This window comes from Fictibacillus enclensis, assembly GCF_001457035.1.
GTDB lineage: Bacteria > Bacillota > Bacilli > Bacillales > Fictibacillaceae > Fictibacillus_C > Fictibacillus_C enclensis.
On the sequence record NZ_KQ758623.1, the window covers coordinates 22,531 to 38,480 of the forward strand.

Here is a 15,950-nt window from a genome sequence, read left to right on the forward strand (position 1 = left end):
TCTGGCATTCGATAGTAGAATGTTAGAGTATATAGGAACAAGAAAAAACGCTGGATTTGAGGGGTGAATCAGTTGACAGGTCAACTAGTTCAGTTTGGACGCCACCGCCAACGAAGAAGTTACGCAAGAATTAGCGAAGTGCTTGAATTACCGAATCTAATCGAGATTCAAACAGCTTCGTATCAGTGGTTTCTTGATGAGGGACTGCGTGAAATGTTCCAGGACATTTCGCCAATTGAAGATTTTACAGGAAATCTCGTGCTAGAGTTTATCGACTATAGCTTAGGAGAGCCAAAATATCCTGTAGAAGAATCAAAAGAGCGTGATGTAACTTATGCTGCGCCGCTTCGAGTAAAGGTGCGTCTCATTAATAAAGAGACTGGCGAAGTGAAAGAGCAAGAAGTATTTATGGGAGATTTCCCGTTAATGACAGATACAGGCACGTTTGTGATCAACGGTGCTGAACGTGTAATTGTTTCTCAGCTTGTTCGTTCACCAAGTGTCTACTACAGTGAAAAGATTGATAAAAACGGTAAAAAGGGTTTCACTGCCACTGTTATACCAAACCGGGGTGCCTGGCTTGAGTTTGAAACAGACGCCAAGGACATCGTTTATGTGCGCATTGACCGCACAAGGAAAATCCCTATTACCGTATTGCTTCGTGCATTAGGGTTTGGTTCTGATCAAGAAATCATAGACCTTCTTGGCGAAGACGAGTATTTAAGAAACACTCTTGATAAAGACAACACAGAGGGTACGGAAAAAGCACTCCTGGAAATCTATGAGCGCCTTCGCCCCGGCGAACCGCCTACAGTCGATAATGCCAAGAGTTTGTTAGACTCACGCTTCTTTGATCCAAAACGTTATGACCTTGCAAGCGTGGGCCGTTATAAAATCAACAAAAAGCTTCATATCAAAAACCGCTTATTCAACCAAAAGCTGGCTGAAACCCTTGCAGATCCAGAAACAGGCGAAGTTCTTGCGGAAGCAGGCACTCTGCTGGACCGGCGTACGCTGGACAAGGTGCTTCCGTACCTTGAAAACGGCATTGGGTTCCGTCATGTGACTCCGGCAGGCGGAGTAGCTGAAGATCAGGATATCCCGCTTCAGTCTATTAACATTTATGCTCCGGACGATCCAGACGGTGAGCGCGTCATTAAAGTAATTGGTAATGCGTACGTTGAGAAGTCTGTTAAAAACATTACAGTCTCTGATATTATCGCTTCTATTAATTACTTCTTCAACTTGCTTCACAGTGTGGGCAACACCGATGATATTGACCACCTTGGAAACCGCCGCTTGCGTTCTGTAGGCGAGCTGCTCCAAAACCAGTTCCGTATTGGTCTGTCCCGTATGGAGCGTGTGGTTCGTGAGCGTATGTCCATTCAGGATACAAACGCCATTACACCACAGGCATTGATCAATATCCGTCCGGTAATTGCTGCAATCAAAGAGTTCTTTGGAAGCTCTCAGCTTTCTCAATTCATGGACCAAACCAACCCGCTTGCAGAACTTACACATAAGCGCCGTCTATCCGCATTGGGACCAGGTGGACTTACGCGTGAGCGCGCAGGATTTGAGGTTCGTGACGTTCACTATTCCCACTATGGGCGTATGTGTCCGATCGAGACGCCAGAGGGACCAAACATTGGTTTGATCAACTCCTTATCCAGCTATGCGAAGGTAAATGAGTATGGTTTCATTGAAACTCCATACCGTCGCGTTGACCCTGAAACTGGTAAAGTAACAGAGCGAATCGACTACCTCACAGCTGATGAGGAAGATAACTATGTAGTAGCACAGGCGAACTCCCTTCTTGGTGATGATGGTTCGTTCCTGAACGAAGACGTTATTGCCCGTTTCCGTGGTGAAAACACGATTGTCCGCCGTGATCGAATTGATTACATGGACGTTTCCCCAAAGCAGGTTGTATCTGCTGCGACAGCTTGTATCCCGTTCCTTGAAAACGATGACTCCAACCGTGCCTTGATGGGCGCGAACATGCAGCGTCAAGCGGTTCCTTTGATGGTTCCGGAAGCGCCGGTTGTCGGAACAGGAATGGAGCACGTTTCTGCAAAAGACTCTGGTGCGGCTGTTATCTGTAAATACGAGGGAATTGTTGAAAAAGTAACTGCGAAACAAGTCCAGGTGCGACGAATTCAAGTCGTGGATGGAAAAGAAGTAGAAGGTCAGCTTGACCGCTACAACTGTCTTAAATTTATCCGTTCCAACCAGGGAACGTGCTATAACCAGCGTCCGATCGTTTCTAAAGGCGACCGCGTAGTAAAAGGAGAAATCCTTGCAGACGGACCATCCATGGAAAAAGGAGAACTTGCGCTTGGCCGTAACGTTCTTGTCGGATTCATGACATGGGAAGGCTACAACTACGAGGATGCCGTTATCATGAGTGAGCGTCTGGTAAAAGACGATGTGTATACATCTATTCACATCGAGGAGTACGAGTCTGAAGCACGTGATACAAAACTCGGGCCTGAAGAGATTACAAGAGACATCCCGAACGTAGGGGAAGAGGCTCTTCGCAATCTGGATGACCGCGGTATTATCCGTGTTGGTGCTGAAGTAAAAGACGGAGATATTCTTGTAGGTAAAGTAACACCTAAAGGGGTTACCGAGCTTACAGCTGAAGAACGTCTTCTACACGCCATCTTTGGTGAAAAGGCACGTGAAGTTCGCGATACATCCCTTCGAGTACCTCACGGAGGCGACGGGATTATCCTTGACGTAAAAGTATTTAACCGTGAAGACGGCGATGAGCTGCCTCCTGGTGTGAATCAACTTGTGCGTGCTTATATCGTGCAAAAGCGTAAGATCCACGAAGGAGATAAAATGGCGGGCCGCCACGGTAACAAAGGTGTTATCTCCCGCATTATGCCGGAAGAAGATATGCCGTACCTTCCAGATGGAACACCAATCGATATCATGTTGAACCCGCTGGGCGTACCTTCCCGTATGAACATCGGGCAAGTGCTTGAACTTCACTTGGGAATGGCTGCAAGACAGCTGGGCCTTCATATGGCAACGCCAGTATTTGACGGAGCCCGTGAGGAAGATGTTTGGGAAACCATTGAAGAAGCAGGAATGGCCCGTGACGGTAAAACCGTTCTTTATGACGGAAGAACCGGTGTTCCATTCGACAACCGTGTGTCTGTCGGGGTCATGTACATGATCAAACTGGCTCACATGGTTGATGATAAACTTCATGCCCGTTCAACCGGACCATACTCTCTTGTTACCCAGCAGCCGCTTGGTGGTAAGGCGCAGTTTGGTGGACAGCGTTTCGGTGAGATGGAGGTATGGGCACTCGAAGCATACGGTGCCGCTTATACACTTCAAGAAATTCTTACCGTTAAGTCCGATGACGTGGTCGGCCGTGTGAAAACATACGAAGCGATCGTCAAAGGCGAGAACGTTCCGGAACCAGGAGTTCCTGAATCATTCAAAGTATTGATCAAAGAACTTCAGTCACTCGGAATGGACGTTAAGATCATGTCCGGAGACGACACAGAAATTGAAATGCGCGAGCTTGATGATGAAGAAGATCAGGCAAGCGAAAAGCTTAATCTAAATCTTGAATCTTACACTGTGAGTGAATAAAAACAGGATATCATAAGGGAGGTTTGCTCCTTGATAGACGTAAACAATTTTGAGTATATGAAAATAGGCCTCGCTTCTCCAGACAAGATCCGTTCCTGGTCAAGAGGAGAAGTGAAAAAACCAGAAACGATCAACTATCGTACATTAAAGCCTGAAAAAGACGGTTTGTTCTGTGAACGAATTTTTGGTCCCCAAAAGGACTGGGAATGTCATTGCGGAAAATACAAACGCGTCCGTTATAAAGGCGTTGTATGTGATCGCTGTGGCGTAGAAGTAACTCGTGCTAAAGTTCGACGTGACCGTATGGGTCACATCGAGCTTGCTGCACCTGTTTCGCACATTTGGTATTTCAAAGGAATACCAAGCCGTATGGGTCTTGTACTCGATATGTCTCCAAGAGCACTGGAAGAAGTCATTTACTTTGCATCTTACGTGGTGACAGATACGGGTGAAACGCCGCTGGAGAAAAAACAGCTGCTTTCTGAAAAAGAATACCGGTCATACCGTGAAAAATACGGTCAGGGCTTTTCTGCACAAATGGGAGCGGAAGCGATCCGCCGTCTTCTTGAAGATATTGATCTTGTAAAAGAAGTCGACCAGCTGAAAGAAGAATTGAAAACAGCGCAAGGACAGCGCCGTACCCGTGCGATTAAACGCCTTGAAGTACTGGAAGCGTTCCGTCATTCAGGAAACGAGCCACACTGGATGATCTTGGATGTTCTTCCTGTCATTCCGCCTGAGCTTCGCCCGATGGTGCAGCTTGACGGAGGACGTTTTGCCACATCCGATTTGAACGACTTGTACCGCCGTGTGATTAACCGTAACAACCGTTTGAAGCGTCTTTTGGACTTGGGTGCGCCGAACATCATCGTACAAAACGAAAAACGTATGCTTCAGGAAGCGGTTGATGCGCTAATCGACAACGGACGCCGCGGCCGTCCTGTAACAGGGCCGGGTAACCGTCCATTGAAATCACTTTCTCATATGCTTAAAGGGAAACAAGGTCGTTTCCGTCAAAACCTTCTTGGTAAGCGTGTTGACTATTCCGGCCGATCCGTAATCGTAGTAGGTCCTCACCTTAAGATGTACCAATGTGGTCTTCCTAAGGAAATGGCTCTTGAGCTTTTCAAACCATTTGTAATGAAAGAGCTCGTGGCCAAAGGTCTTGCTCATAATATTAAGAGTGCGAAGCGCAAAGTAGAGCGCGTTCAGCCTGATGTATGGGATGTGCTTGAAGATGTAATCAAAGAGCACCCGGTACTCCTGAACCGTGCCCCTACGCTTCACAGACTGGGTATCCAGGCATTCGAACCAACGCTTGTTGAAGGCCGTGCGATTCGTCTTCACCCGCTCGTATGTACAGCATACAACGCTGACTTTGATGGTGACCAAATGGCGGTTCACGTACCTTTATCCGCTGAAGCACAAGCTGAAGCACGTTTGCTCATGCTGGCTGCTCAAAACATCCTAAATCCGAAAGACGGTAAACCGGTTGTTACACCGTCACAGGATATGGTATTAGGTAACTACTACCTTACAATGGAGCGTGCAGGTGCAATTGGTGAAGGATCTGTCTTTAAAGATGCAAACGAAGCAATCGTGGCGTACGAAAATGGTTATGTCCATCTTCATACTCGTATTGCTGTTCCAGTTTCAACTTTAAACAAACCTTCATTTAAAGAACACCAGCAAAACATGATGTTGATGACAACTGTCGGTAAACTTCTCTTCAACGAGATTCTTCCGGAGTCGTTCCCATACATCAATGAGCCGACAACAAACAACCTGCAAATTGAAACACCAGAGAAATACTTCCTTCCTCAAGCTGCGAATATTAAAGAAGAAATCGCTAAACATGATGAAGTAGATCCGTTCAAAAAAGGAATTCTCGGGAAAATCATTGCAGAAGTATTTAAACGATTCAAGATTACTGAAACATCCAAGATGCTTGACCGCATGAAAGAGCTTGGATTTAAATATTCCACACGAGCTGGTATTACCGTTGGTGTTTCCGACATCGTCGTATTGCCGGAGAAACAGGGTATCCTTGAAAAAGCGGAAGAAAAGGTTACTACGGTAACGAAACAATTCCGCCGCGGTCTGATTACAGAAGACGAGCGATATGAGCGCGTCATCAACATCTGGAGCCAGGCGAAGGATGAAATCCAGCAAAAACTGATGCTTACCCTTGATAAGAGAAACCCGATCTTCATGATGAGTGACTCTGGTGCCCGTGGTAACGCATCTAACTTTACACAGCTTGCCGGTATGCGTGGTCTCATGGCCAACCCGGCTGGTAAAATCATTGAGTTGCCGATCAAGTCCAGCTTCCGTGAAGGTCTGACGGTACTCGAATACTTTATCTCTACACACGGTGCACGTAAAGGTCTTGCCGATACTGCACTGAAAACAGCTGACTCCGGTTACTTGACACGCCGTCTTGTAGACGTTGCACAGGACGTTATTGTCCGTGAGGATGACTGCGGAACTGACCGCGGACTTAAAGTGGCAGCGATCAAAGAAGGCAACGAAGTAATCGAGAACCTATACGAGCGTCTTGTTGGCCGTACAGCCTTCAGAACCGTATACCATCCGGAAACGAATGAAGTTCTTGTCAGCAAAAACGAACAAATTACGGAAGACTCCGCTCAGGCTGTAGTCGATGCCGGAGTGCAAGAAGTAACCCTTCGTTCCGTATTTACATGTGATACCCGTCACGGTGTTTGTAAGAAATGTTACGGCCGCAACCTGGCAACAGGCTCTGACGTCGAAGTTGGGGAAGCGGTTGGTATCATCGCTGCACAATCCATCGGGGAGCCGGGAACACAGCTTACCATGCGTACCTTCCATACAGGTGGTGTAGCAGGAGACGATATCACACAAGGTTTACCGCGTATCCAGGAATTGTTTGAAGCACGTAACCCGAAAGGTCAGGCATTGATTTCTGAACTTGAAGGTACCGTAATTAACATCAACGAGTCCAAAGAGAAGCGTGAGATCCTTGTTCAAGGTGAAATCGAAACCCGTTCTTACACCGTTCCATATGGTGCCCGCATTAAAGTTGCAGAAGGTGATGTAGTAACTGCCGGTCAGGTACTGACTGAAGGTTCCATTGACCCGAAAGAACTGATCAAAGTCCGTGGAGCAGAAGGTGTTCAGGAATACTTACTGCGTGAAGTTCAAAAAGTATACCGTATGCAAGGGGTAGAAATTGGCGACAAGCACGTGGAAGTAATGGTTCGCCAGATGCTTCGTAAAGTCCGTATCATCGATGCCGGCCATACCGATGTATTGCCTGGTGCGTTGGTTGATATTCATACCTTTACCGATGCAAACAGAAAGATTCTTCTCGAAGGTGGAATTCCGGCAACAGGACGTCCTGTATTGCTTGGTATTACCAAAGCATCTCTTGAAACTGAATCCTTCTTGTCAGCAGCATCCTTCCAGGAAACAACTCGTGTCCTGACTGATGCGGCAATCAAAGGTAAGCGCGATGAATTGCTCGGATTGAAAGAGAACGTAATTATTGGTAAACTGATTCCTGCAGGTACAGGTATGTCCCTATACCGCAACGTTGGAATGGATTCTCCGGTCTCCACTGACGAAGAAACTGTAGGTTCAGAAGCAACAGAGCTAGTCTCTCAAGATTAACAAGAGAAGTGTTGACATTGGGAGCACAAGAGTGATATTATATCTGAGTGCTCCTAAGAAATGTTACTTTGGAGGATATAACGATGTCTTATGAAAAAGTGACACAGGCTTCTGATTTTATCGTAGGAACTAAGCAAACCATTAAGGCTTTGCAAAACGGGGAAGTTAGAGAGCTCGTCGTTGCTGACGATGCCGACCCTCGTGTAACCGGTAAAGTATTGCAGATTGCACAGGAAAGACTTGTCCCGATTACGAGAGTCGATTCCATGAAAAAGCTTGGCAAAGCTTGCGGGATTGATGTTGGAGCCGCAACTGTTGCGATAAAAGGATAAATTAAATGTTTTTGCGACGCCGCCTGCGTGGCCTCTCGCAAAAACTTTCTTTTGTCCAAAGATGAACCACCTGGTTCAGTGGTCTTAGAAAAAAGGATAAGAAGGGAGGAAAAACAAATGCCTACAATTAATCAATTGGTTCGTAATGGCCGTGAGTCAAAAGGTAAAAAATCTGATTCCCCAGCACTTAACAAAGGTTATAACAGCTTCAAGAAAGCTCAAACCAATGTTTCATCTCCGCAAAAACGTGGGGTATGTACTCGTGTTGGTACAATGACACCGAAGAAACCGAACTCGGCTCTTCGTAAATACGCTCGTGTACGTCTAACTAACGGAATTGAAGTGACTGCTTACATCCCTGGGATCGGGCACAACCTTCAAGAGCACAGCGTTGTGTTGATTCGTGGCGGACGTGTAAAAGACTTACCGGGGGTACGTTACCACATCGTTCGTGGTGCGCTTGATACTGCTGGTGTAAACAACCGTATGCAAGGACGTTCCAAATACGGAACTAAGCGTCCTAAAGCTGCTAAAAAGTAAGCTGAAATAAATAAAAAATAAATAGGAGAAAGGAGGGGACACAATGCCTCGTAAAGGACCTGTATCTCGTCGTGATGTGTTACCTGATCCAATTTACAAGTCTAAGCTTGTAACTCGTCTAATCAACAAAATTATGATTGACGGTAAAAGAGGAGTAGCACAAACCATTCTTTATAATGCATTTGACATTATTAAAGAACGCTCAAACACAGAGCCAATGGAAGTTTTCGAACAAGCTCTTAAAAACATCATGCCTGTTCTTGAAGTTCGTGCCCGCCGTGTGGGCGGAGCCAACTATCAAGTTCCAGTTGAAGTTCGTCCCGAGCGCCGTACGACTCTAGGACTTCGTTGGTTGACTAACTACGCTCGTCTTCGTGGTGAAAAGACAATGGAAGAACGTCTTGCCAACGAAATCATGGATGCTGCTAACAATGCTGGAGCTTCCGTGAAGAAGCGTGAAGATATGCACAAAATGGCAGAAGCGAACAAAGCGTTTGCTCACTACCGCTGGTAGAAAACACATGAGACAGTTTATTGGCTGTCTCTATCCCACTATAAAAAATTATTTCCTATGTATAGGAAGGAGAGAAATTCATGGCACGAGAATTCTCCTTAAAAAATACGCGTAACATCGGGATCATGGCTCACATCGATGCCGGTAAAACGACAACAACTGAACGTGTACTTTACTATACAGGTCGAATCCACAAAATTGGTGAAACTCACGAAGGTGCTTCCCAAATGGACTGGATGGAGCAGGAACAAGAGCGCGGAATCACAATCACTTCCGCTGCTACAACTGCTCAGTGGAAAGGTCACCGTATCAACATCATTGATACTCCTGGACACGTAGACTTTACAGTAGAAGTAGAACGCTCATTGCGTGTATTAGACGGAGCTGTAGCTGTACTAGATGCACAGTCTGGGGTTGAACCACAAACTGAAACTGTATGGCGTCAAGCAACAACTTACGGGGTTCCCCGTGTAGTTTTCGTAAACAAAATGGACAAGATTGGTGCTGATTTCCTTTACTCTGTAAAGACACTTCATGACCGTCTTGGTGCAAACGCACACCCAATTCAGCTTCCAATCGGTGCTGAAGATCAATTCGAAGCCATTATCGACCTTATCGAGATGAAAGCTGTATTCTACAGTAACGACCTTGGAACTGATATCACAATAGGTGAAATTCCTTCTGAATATCAAGAACAAGCAGAAGAGTACCGTGGAAAGCTTATCGAAGCTGTAGCTGAGCTTGATGAAGAATTGATGATGAAATACTTAGAAGGCGAAGAGTTGACTAACGACGAAATCAAAGGCGCAATTCGTCAGGGTACTGTAAATGTTGAATTTTACCCTGTAATCTGTGGCTCTGCTTTCAAAAACAAAGGTGTTCAGCTTATGCTGGATGCGGTTCTTGACTACTTGCCGGCTCCTACTGATGTAGAAGCGATCACAGGACATCTTCCTGATTCTGAAGAAGAAGTTTCTCGTCTATCAAGCGACGAAGCTCCATTCTCAGCATTGGCATTTAAAGTTATGACTGACCCTTACGTTGGTAAACTTACTTTCTTCCGTGTATATTCCGGTACATTGAACTCAGGTTCATACGTACAGAACTCTACAAAAGGTAAGCGTGAGCGCGTAGGACGTATCCTTCAAATGCACGCAAACCACCGTGAAGAGATCTCTACTGTATATGCTGGAGATATCGCGGCAGCTGTAGGTTTGAAAGATACTACAACTGGTGATACTCTTTGTGATGAGAAGGATCAGGTTATCCTTGAATCCATGGTATTCCCTGAGCCGGTAATCCACTTATCCATCGAGCCTAAATCCAAGGCTGACCAGGACAAAATGGGTATGGCTCTTGCGAAACTTGCTGAAGAGGATCCAACGTTCCGAACTGAAACTGATGAAGAAACAGGACAAACGATCATCGGCGGTATGGGTGAACTTCACCTTGATATCCTTGTTGACCGTATGAAGCGTGAATTTAAAGTTGAAGCAAACGTTGGTGCTCCGCAGGTTGCTTACCGGGAAACCATCCGCCAAGCGGCTAAGGTTGAAGGTAAGTTCGTACGTCAGTCCGGTGGTCGTGGTCAATATGGTCACGTTTGGATCGAGTTCGAACCAGGTGAAGAAGGATCTGGATTCGTATTTGAAAACAAAATCGTCGGTGGTGTAGTTCCTCGTGAATACATCCCAGCGGTACAATCTGGTATTGAAGAATCAATGAAAAATGGTATGCTTGCAGGATTCCCATTGCTTGATCTTAAAGCAAGAATCGTTGACGGTTCTTACCATGACGTTGACTCCAACGAAATGGCGTTTAAGATTGCCGGTTCAATGGCACTTAAGAACGCTAAATCAAAATGTGACCCTGCTATCCTTGAGCCAATCATGAAAGTTGAAGTGGTTGTTCCTGAAGAATACATGGGAGACATTATGGGTGACGTAACTTCCCGACGCGGACGTGTTGAAGGTATGGAAGCTCGCGGTAACGCTCAAGTGGTTAAAGCGATGGTACCACTTGCTGAAATGTTTGGTTATGCAACATCTCTTCGTTCTCGTACACAAGGACGTGGAACTTATTCCATGCACTTTGACCACTACGAAGAAGTGCCAAAATCCATTTCAGAAGAAATCATCAAAAAATCAACTGGACAATAATGGTTGACAGTTGTAACAGGCTTGCTTTTCATGTAAGCTAGAATAGGCAGACAATCTGTCTGTTTATATAAATAAATCAACTAATTTTCACACATAATAAGGAGGAATCTTTCTCATGGCTAAAGAGAAATTTGATCGTTCCAAAACGCATGCCAATATCGGCACAATTGGTCACGTTGACCACGGTAAAACAACTTTAACAGCTGCTATCACATCTGTACTTGCTAAAAGAAGCGGTAAAGGTGCTGCAATGGCTTACGACCAAATCGACGGTGCTCCAGAAGAGCGCGAACGTGGAATCACAATCTCAACTGCACACGTTGAGTACGAAACTGACAAGCGTCACTATGCACACGTTGACTGCCCAGGACACGCTGACTATGTTAAAAACATGATCACTGGTGCTGCACAAATGGACGGAGGGATCCTAGTAGTATCTGCTGCTGACGGCCCAATGCCACAAACTCGTGAGCACATCCTTCTTTCTCGTCAAGTAGGTGTTCCTTACCTAGTTGTATTCTTGAACAAATGTGACATGGTAGATGACGAAGAACTTCTTGAACTAGTTGAAATGGAAGTTCGTGACCTTCTTACCGAGTACGATTTCCCAGGAGACGATGTTCCTGTAATCAAAGGTTCTGCTCTTAAAGCTCTTGAAGGAGATGCTGAGTGGGAAGAAAAAATCATCGAACTTATGGACGCAGTTGACGAGTACATCCCAACTCCTCCACGTGACACTGAAAAGCCATTCATGATGCCTGTTGAGGATGTATTCTCAATCACTGGCCGTGGTACAGTTGCTACTGGACGTGTTGAGCGTGGACAAGTTAAAGTCGGTGACGTTGTTGAGATCCTTGGTCTTACTGAAGAGCCAAAATCAACTACTGTAACTGGTGTTGAAATGTTCCGTAAACTTCTTGACTATGCTGAAGCTGGTGACAACATCGGTGCACTTCTTCGTGGGGTATCCCGTGAGGATGTTGAGCGTGGACAAGTTCTTGCTAAGCCAGGAACTGTTAAAGCTCACACTAAATTCAAATCTGAAGTTTACGTTCTTTCAAAAGAAGAAGGTGGACGTCACACTCCATTCTTCTCTAACTACCGTCCTCAGTTCTACTTCCGTACAACTGACGTAACGGGTATCATCCAACTTCCAGAAGGAACTGAAATGGTTATGCCTGGAGACAACATCGAAATGACTGTTGAACTAATCGCTCCAATCGCGATCGAAGAAGGAACTAAGTTCTCTATTCGTGAAGGTGGACGTACAGTAGGTGCTGGAGTAGTAGCAACTATCACTGAATAGTCTTTCATATAAAAAAGCATCCCGATTGCCGGGGTGCTTTTTTTGTTTTTATAATATAGAAGAAACACGACATGACCATTTTTTCAATTTGTATTTTCCCTTGATTTTGAGCGGTTTTACCCCTATAATAGTAAAAGTGTGCGATCGAGAAAAATATTTATAAGAATAGCTTGCAATGGGCAGCTGTTTTTACTATAATAAGTAATGTTGGTCATTCATTTGCGATGATCCGGAAGGTTGCTGACACACCCGGCCCCATTGCCATGGCGGATGTCTGTCAGGTAAATTTCCGTGGGAGTAATGTCTGTTTATCAAAATGGGCGAATAAAGGAGGGAAAATAATGGCAAAGCAAAAGATTCGTATTCGATTAAAAGCGTATGATCACAGAATTCTTGATCAGTCTGCTGAGAAAATTGTTGAGACAGCAAAACGTTCTGGTGCAAAAGTATCCGGACCGATTCCGCTTCCAACTGAGAAAGCTGTATACACAATCCTTCGTGCGGTGCACAAATATAAGGATTCTCGTGAGCAGTTCGAAATGCGTACACATAAGCGCTTGATCGATATCATCGAGCCAACGCCGCAAACTGTTGATTCATTAATGCGTTTGGATCTTCCATCTGGCGTGGACATTGAAATCAAACTTTAATTCGTGTGAATTCACAATATAAAAACAACATTTAACATTTAATAGGAGGTGTGACTAATGGCCAAAGGAATCTTAGGTAAAAAAGTTGGAATGACTCAAGTGTTTGCAGAAAACGGTGATCTTATCCCAGTTACTGTGGTAGAAGTTACTCCAAACGTTGTTCTTCAAAAGAAAAGTGCTGAAAACGACGGATACGAAGCAATCCAATTAGGATTTGATGACAAGAAAGAAAGCCGTGTGAACAAGCCTGCAAAAGGGCATGCTGCTAAAGCTAACACAAACCCTAAGCGCTTCGTTAAAGAATTCCGCAATGTAGAAGGCGCGGAATATGAGGTTGGTCAGGAAGTCAAGGTTGATATTTTCGCAGAAGGTGACATCGTGGATGTAACCGGCACATCAAAAGGTAAAGGATTCCAAGGTGTAATCAAGCGCCACGGACAATCCCGCGGACCGATGAGCCATGGTTCCCGTTACCACCGTCGTCCTGGTTCTATGGGTGCAGTTGACCCTAACCGTGTATTCAAAGGTAAAAACCTACCTGGACGTACAGGCGGAGATACAATTACTGTTCAAAACCTAGAAGTAGTAAAAGTTGACGCTGAGCGCAACTTGCTTCTAATCAAAGGTAACGTACCTGGTGCGAAGAAAAGCTACGTTACAATCAATGCAGCTGTAAAAGCAAAAGAAGCTAAATAAGAAGGGAGGATACATCGATGCCTAAAGTAGCTATTTACAAACAAGATGGTTCTCAAGCAGGCGACCTAGAGCTTAATGCTTCCGTTTTCGGTATTGAACCAAACCAAAATGTGTTATTTGATGCTGTTGTTATGCAGCAAGCGTCTCAACGCCAAGGCAACCATGACGTGAAAAACCGTTCTGAAGTTGCTGGTGGTGGACGCAAGCCATGGAGACAAAAAGGAACTGGACGTGCTCGTCAAGGTTCAATCCGCTCTCCACAATGGGTTGGCGGTGGAGTGGTTTTCGGACCAACACCAAGAAGCTATTCATTTAAATTACCTAAGAAAGTACGCCGTTTAGCAATTAAATCCGCACTTTCTTCAAAGGTTATCGATAATAACCTAGTCGTACTTGAAGCTCTTTCTTTTGACGCTCCTAAGACAAAAGACATGAAACAAGTACTAACAAATCTATCCGCAGATCGCAAAGCACTTGTTGTGACAGGTGACTTCAACGAATTTGTTGCGTTATCTGCTCGTAACATCCCTGGTGTAACAGTCGTTACAGCAAGCGGTGTAAACGTGCTTGATGTGCTTAACCACGACAAGCTTGTTATGACAAGAGACGCTGTGGAAAAAGTAGAGGAGGTGCTTGCATAATGGATGCACGAGATATTATTAAGCGCCCCGTAATTACAGAGCGTTCTACTGAAATTATGGCTGATGGTAAATACACTTTTGAAGTCGACACTCGCGCAACAAAGACTCAAATCAAGTCTTCTCTTGAAGAAATCTTTGGGATTAAAGTTGCATCAGTAAACACTGTAAACTCCAAAGGGAAATTCAAGCGTGTAGGTCGTCATTCTGGTTACACTGCAAAGCGTAAGAAGGCGATTATTACACTAACTCCAGAAAGCAAAGAACTAGACTTCTTTGAGGGAGTATAAACCGAGAAACAGGTAAAGGAGGGAAACACACATGGGTATCAAAAAGTTTAAACCGATCACTAACGGTCGTCGTAATATGACTCAATTGGACTTCGCTGAGATTACAACTGACCAACCGGAAAAATCATTGCTTGCTCCGCTAAGCAAAAAGGCTGGACGTAACAACCAAGGTAAACTTACTGTTCGTCACCAAGGCGGTGGGCACAAGCGTAAATACAGAATTATCGACTTTAAGCGTAACAAAGATGGAATACCAGGACGCGTTGCTACGATCGAATATGATCCAAACCGTACGGCTAACATCGCGCTAATCAACTATGTTGATGGTGAAAAACGTTACATTCTTGCTCCTAAAGGACTTAAAGTTGGTCAAGAAATCATGGCCGGCCCTGAGGCTGACATTAAAGTAGGGAATGCACTTCCACTTGCGAACATTCCTGTAGGTTCTACAATCCACAATATCGAGCTTAAACCTGGTAAAGGCGGTCAGCTGGTTCGTTCTGCTGGTGCTGAAGCTCAGCTTCTTGGTAAAGAAGAAAAGTACGCTCTTGTTCGTCTAGGTTCTGGCGAAGTTCGTATGATCCTTCTAACTTGCCGTGCAACAATCGGTCAAGTAGGTAACCTTGAACATGAACTAGTTAACGTAGGTAAAGCCGGTCGTTCTCGCTGGATGGGTATCCGTCCGACAGTTCGTGGTTCTGTAATGAACCCTAATGATCACCCACACGGTGGTGGTGAAGGACGCGCTCCAATCGGACGTAAATCACCAATGTCACCATGGGGCAAACCGACTCTTGGTTACAAGACTCGTAAGAAAAACAATCCAACAGACAAGTACATCGTACGTCGTCGTAAAAAATAACGTGTTTGTTCTACGGTTCAATCGAACCGTAGCGCAATCGCGAAGGGAGGTTCACGTATGGGTCGCAGTTTGAAAAAAGGACCTTTTGTTGATGACCACTTAATGAAAAAAGTTGAAGGCTTGAACGAATCTAATGACAAAAAAGTTATTAAAACTTGGTCTCGCCGTTCAACAATTTTCCCGGAATTCATCGGACACACATTAGCAGTATATGATGGCCGTAAGCATGTACCGGTTTATGTTACAGAAGACATGGTCGGACACAAGTTGGGTGAATTTGCACCAACACGTACTTATAAAGGTCATGCCGCTGATGATAAGAAAACAAGACGTTAATTGAGGGGAGGTACACAAAATGCAAGCAAAAGCTGTTGCTAAACAAGTGCGTATTGCTCCTCGTAAAGCTAGAATTGTTATCGATTTGATTCGAGGTAAGCAAGTAGGCGAAGCACTTGCGATTCTACGCCTTACACCAAAAGCTGCTTCTCCAGTGATTGAAAAGGTGTTAAAATCTGCTATCGCAAACGCGGAACACAACTATGAAATGGAACCAAACAACCTTGTGGTATCATCTGCATTCGTAGATGAAGGCATTACGTTAAAACGTTTCCGTCCTCGTGCAATGGGACGTGCAAGCCGTATTAACAAGCGTACTAGCCACATCACTATCGTTGTTTCTGAAAAGAAGGAGGGATAA

The 15,950-nt window shown here is 45.0% G+C and carries 14 protein-coding genes; all 14 read left to right on the forward strand.

Annotated features, from left to right (window positions below; all coding sequences use genetic code 11):
• The first annotated feature begins 72 nt into the window (after window positions 1-72).
• The 14 genes from rpoB (at window position 73) to rplV (ending at window position 15,950) form a co-directional block, all read left to right on the forward strand.
• Window positions 73-3,615, forward strand: coding sequence for a DNA-directed RNA polymerase subunit beta (gene rpoB, locus AS030_RS21650; RefSeq protein ID WP_061975656.1), 3,543 nt, complete (start codon window positions 73-75; stop codon window positions 3,613-3,615).
• Window positions 3,616-3,645: 30 nt separating this feature from the next.
• Window positions 3,646-7,266 carry a DNA-directed RNA polymerase subunit beta' gene (rpoC, locus tag AS030_RS21655; protein ID WP_061975658.1) on the forward strand — a complete coding sequence of 1,207 codons (3,621 nt, stop codon included), beginning with the start codon at window positions 3,646-3,648 and terminating at the stop codon, window positions 7,264-7,266.
• Between the two features lie 83 nt (window positions 7,267-7,349).
• The gene (locus AS030_RS21660) at window positions 7,350-7,598 is read left to right on the forward strand and encodes a 50S ribosomal protein L7ae-like protein (RefSeq protein WP_061975660.1); all 249 of its coding nucleotides are present in this window, start codon (window positions 7,350-7,352) and stop codon (window positions 7,596-7,598) included.
• Between the two features lie 117 nt (window positions 7,599-7,715).
• Entirely contained in the window at window positions 7,716-8,138 is a 423-nt protein-coding gene (gene rpsL / locus AS030_RS21665) for a 30S ribosomal protein S12 (protein ID WP_061975662.1), read from the forward strand.
• Between the two features lie 43 nt (window positions 8,139-8,181).
• Window positions 8,182-8,652 carry a 30S ribosomal protein S7 gene (gene rpsG, locus AS030_RS21670; protein WP_061975664.1) on the forward strand — a complete coding sequence of 157 codons (471 nt, stop codon included), beginning with the start codon at window positions 8,182-8,184 and terminating at the stop codon, window positions 8,650-8,652.
• An 80-nt stretch (window positions 8,653-8,732) separates the two neighbouring features.
• Window positions 8,733-10,811 carry an elongation factor G gene (gene fusA / locus AS030_RS21675; RefSeq protein WP_061975666.1) on the forward strand — a complete coding sequence of 693 codons (2,079 nt, stop codon included), beginning with the start codon at window positions 8,733-8,735 and terminating at the stop codon, window positions 10,809-10,811.
• 115 nt (window positions 10,812-10,926) lie between these two features.
• Window positions 10,927-12,117 carry an elongation factor Tu gene (gene tuf, locus AS030_RS21680; protein WP_061975668.1) on the forward strand — a complete coding sequence of 397 codons (1,191 nt, stop codon included), beginning with the start codon at window positions 10,927-10,929 and terminating at the stop codon, window positions 12,115-12,117.
• A 341-nt stretch (window positions 12,118-12,458) separates the two neighbouring features.
• Window positions 12,459-12,767 carry a 30S ribosomal protein S10 gene (rpsJ, locus tag AS030_RS21685; RefSeq protein ID WP_007203552.1) on the forward strand — a complete coding sequence of 103 codons (309 nt, stop codon included), beginning with the start codon at window positions 12,459-12,461 and terminating at the stop codon, window positions 12,765-12,767.
• A gap of 57 nt (window positions 12,768-12,824) precedes the next feature.
• On the forward strand, window positions 12,825-13,463 hold the full coding sequence (gene rplC, locus AS030_RS21690; RefSeq protein WP_061975670.1) for a 50S ribosomal protein L3: 639 nt from the start codon (window positions 12,825-12,827) through the stop codon (window positions 13,461-13,463).
• A 17-nt stretch (window positions 13,464-13,480) separates the two neighbouring features.
• Window positions 13,481-14,104 (forward strand): 50S ribosomal protein L4, encoded by a 624-nt coding sequence (gene rplD, locus AS030_RS21695; protein ID WP_061975672.1) that lies wholly within the window; start codon window positions 13,481-13,483, stop codon window positions 14,102-14,104.
• Window positions 14,104-14,391, forward strand: a complete 288-nt coding sequence (rplW, locus tag AS030_RS21700) for a 50S ribosomal protein L23 (protein ID WP_061975674.1) — start codon at window positions 14,104-14,106, stop codon at window positions 14,389-14,391. The genes rplD and rplW overlap by 1 nt, the downstream gene beginning before the upstream one ends.
• A 31-nt stretch (window positions 14,392-14,422) precedes the next feature.
• Window positions 14,423-15,253 carry a 50S ribosomal protein L2 gene (rplB, locus tag AS030_RS21705; RefSeq protein ID WP_061975676.1) on the forward strand — a complete coding sequence of 277 codons (831 nt, stop codon included), beginning with the start codon at window positions 14,423-14,425 and terminating at the stop codon, window positions 15,251-15,253.
• A 57-nt stretch (window positions 15,254-15,310) separates the two neighbouring features.
• Complete coding sequence (gene rpsS / locus AS030_RS21710; protein WP_061975678.1) at window positions 15,311-15,589, forward strand: 30S ribosomal protein S19; 279 nt, start codon at window positions 15,311-15,313, stop codon at window positions 15,587-15,589.
• Window positions 15,590-15,608: 19 nt separating this feature from the next.
• Window positions 15,609-15,950, forward strand: a complete 342-nt coding sequence (gene rplV, locus AS030_RS21715) for a 50S ribosomal protein L22 (RefSeq protein WP_007203546.1) — start codon at window positions 15,609-15,611, stop codon at window positions 15,948-15,950.

Excerpts from the sequence above, each read along its gene's own strand:
- AS030_RS21660 (WP_061975660.1), top strand. The coding sequence starts at position 7,350 with ATGTCTTATGAAAAAGTGACACAGGCTTCTGATTTTATCGTAGGAACT.
- rpsL (WP_061975662.1), top strand. The coding sequence starts at position 7,716 with ATGCCTACAATTAATCAATTGGTTCGTAATGGCCGTGAGTCAAAAGGT.
- rpsG (WP_061975664.1), top strand. The coding sequence starts at position 8,182 with ATGCCTCGTAAAGGACCTGTATCTCGTCGTGATGTGTTACCTGATCCA.
- fusA (WP_061975666.1), top strand. The coding sequence starts at position 8,733 with ATGGCACGAGAATTCTCCTTAAAAAATACGCGTAACATCGGGATCATG.
- tuf (WP_061975668.1), top strand. The coding sequence starts at position 10,927 with ATGGCTAAAGAGAAATTTGATCGTTCCAAAACGCATGCCAATATCGGC.
- rpsJ (WP_007203552.1), top strand. The coding sequence starts at position 12,459 with ATGGCAAAGCAAAAGATTCGTATTCGATTAAAAGCGTATGATCACAGA.
- rplC (WP_061975670.1), top strand. The coding sequence starts at position 12,825 with ATGGCCAAAGGAATCTTAGGTAAAAAAGTTGGAATGACTCAAGTGTTT.
- rplD (WP_061975672.1), top strand. The coding sequence starts at position 13,481 with ATGCCTAAAGTAGCTATTTACAAACAAGATGGTTCTCAAGCAGGCGAC.
- rplW (WP_061975674.1), top strand. The coding sequence starts at position 14,104 with ATGGATGCACGAGATATTATTAAGCGCCCCGTAATTACAGAGCGTTCT.
- rplB (WP_061975676.1), top strand. The coding sequence starts at position 14,423 with ATGGGTATCAAAAAGTTTAAACCGATCACTAACGGTCGTCGTAATATG.
- rpsS (WP_061975678.1), top strand. The coding sequence starts at position 15,311 with ATGGGTCGCAGTTTGAAAAAAGGACCTTTTGTTGATGACCACTTAATG.
- rplV (WP_007203546.1), top strand. The coding sequence starts at position 15,609 with ATGCAAGCAAAAGCTGTTGCTAAACAAGTGCGTATTGCTCCTCGTAAA.